The sequence below is a fragment of the Fructobacillus ficulneus genome (genome assembly GCF_001047075.2).
GTDB lineage: Bacteria > Bacillota > Bacilli > Lactobacillales > Lactobacillaceae > Fructobacillus > Fructobacillus ficulneus.
Genome location: NZ_DF968001.1, coordinates 133,293 through 134,241, shown reverse-complemented (window position 1 = coordinate 134,241; position 949 = coordinate 133,293). Strand labels below are relative to the sequence as shown.

1 protein-coding gene and 2 tRNA genes are annotated in these 949 nt (G+C 37.7%); 2 read left to right on the top strand and 1 reads right to left on the bottom strand.

All coding sequences use genetic code 11. The features are described from left to right. Positions 1-152 precede the first annotated feature (152 nt). Complete coding sequence (locus AOQ29_RS04080; protein ID WP_061993259.1) at positions 153-452, bottom strand: hypothetical protein; 300 nt, start codon at positions 450-452, stop codon at positions 153-155. 227 nt (positions 453-679) lie between these two features. On the opposite strand from AOQ29_RS04080, the gene AOQ29_RS04075 reads away from it, so the two are divergent. Then, a tRNA-Tyr gene (locus AOQ29_RS04075) sits at positions 680-762 on the top strand. A gap of 31 nt (positions 763-793) precedes the next feature. Next, positions 794-865 (top strand) — tRNA-Gln (locus AOQ29_RS04070). The last annotated feature ends 84 nt before the right edge of the window (positions 866-949 follow it).

Sequence of the window (949 nt, the reverse complement as noted above, 5' to 3'; positions counted from 1 at the left end):
ATGAATGTCAGTTCTTCTGTTGTTTTTTTGTAATTAGGAGAAGGTCGATTTTAAATGAGATTTGCTTTCTCAATTAAGTATTTGATAATTAGGACATATAAAAAGCGGACAGCTGTTATCGGCTGTCCGCTTTCTAATTGTTGATATTTTACTTATCCTTGACGTAAAGGACTCCATGACATGAATCCCTTAACTTCGACACGGGGATTAGTTTCAGAAGAAACCATCGACATAAAACGTTCCGCGCGCGAGCCATCAGAGAAAATCAGAGCACTGTCAGGGGCGCTAGTATACTGAAATGAATTATTAATACCATCTACTGACATGAGGTACTTGATGTATCCAGTAACAGGATCAGTCATGACAACCCGGTACTTTGGTGTTGGCTTGAAAAACTTGTAAATCAGGTATCCTAATCCGATTAAAACAAGTAAACTAATTAAACTTCCCAAAATGATTACCCTCTTTCTAATAATTACTTTATTGTCTATAATAATACAACAACGTCTTTAACATTGCAATATTACAATACTATTTTTCTTGTTTTGTTTTGTACTTTAGATTTGTTATTGCTGAAAGAGTTAGAAAAATATTGGCCGTTCCGGGTATTAATTTAGAAAAAAGACTTGCGTAAACTGGTGTATCTTGGTATACTATTTTAGTCGTAAAGATTTGATTTGGGAGTGTAGCGAAGTCTGGCTAAACGCGACGGACTGTAACTCCGTTCCTTCGGGTTCGTAGGTTCGAATCCTACCGCTCCCATACTACTGTAAAGTAGCTGGTAATTTACGACTGCCCCTTGGCCAAGTGGTAAGGCAGAGGTTTTTGGTACCTCCATGCGCTGGTTCGATCCCAGCAGGGGCAATCGTCAAAAGAGACTTAGAAGAAATTCTAGATCTCTTTTTTTTGTCATTTTTGGATGATGAATTTAGCTGATAGAACGCTAGCA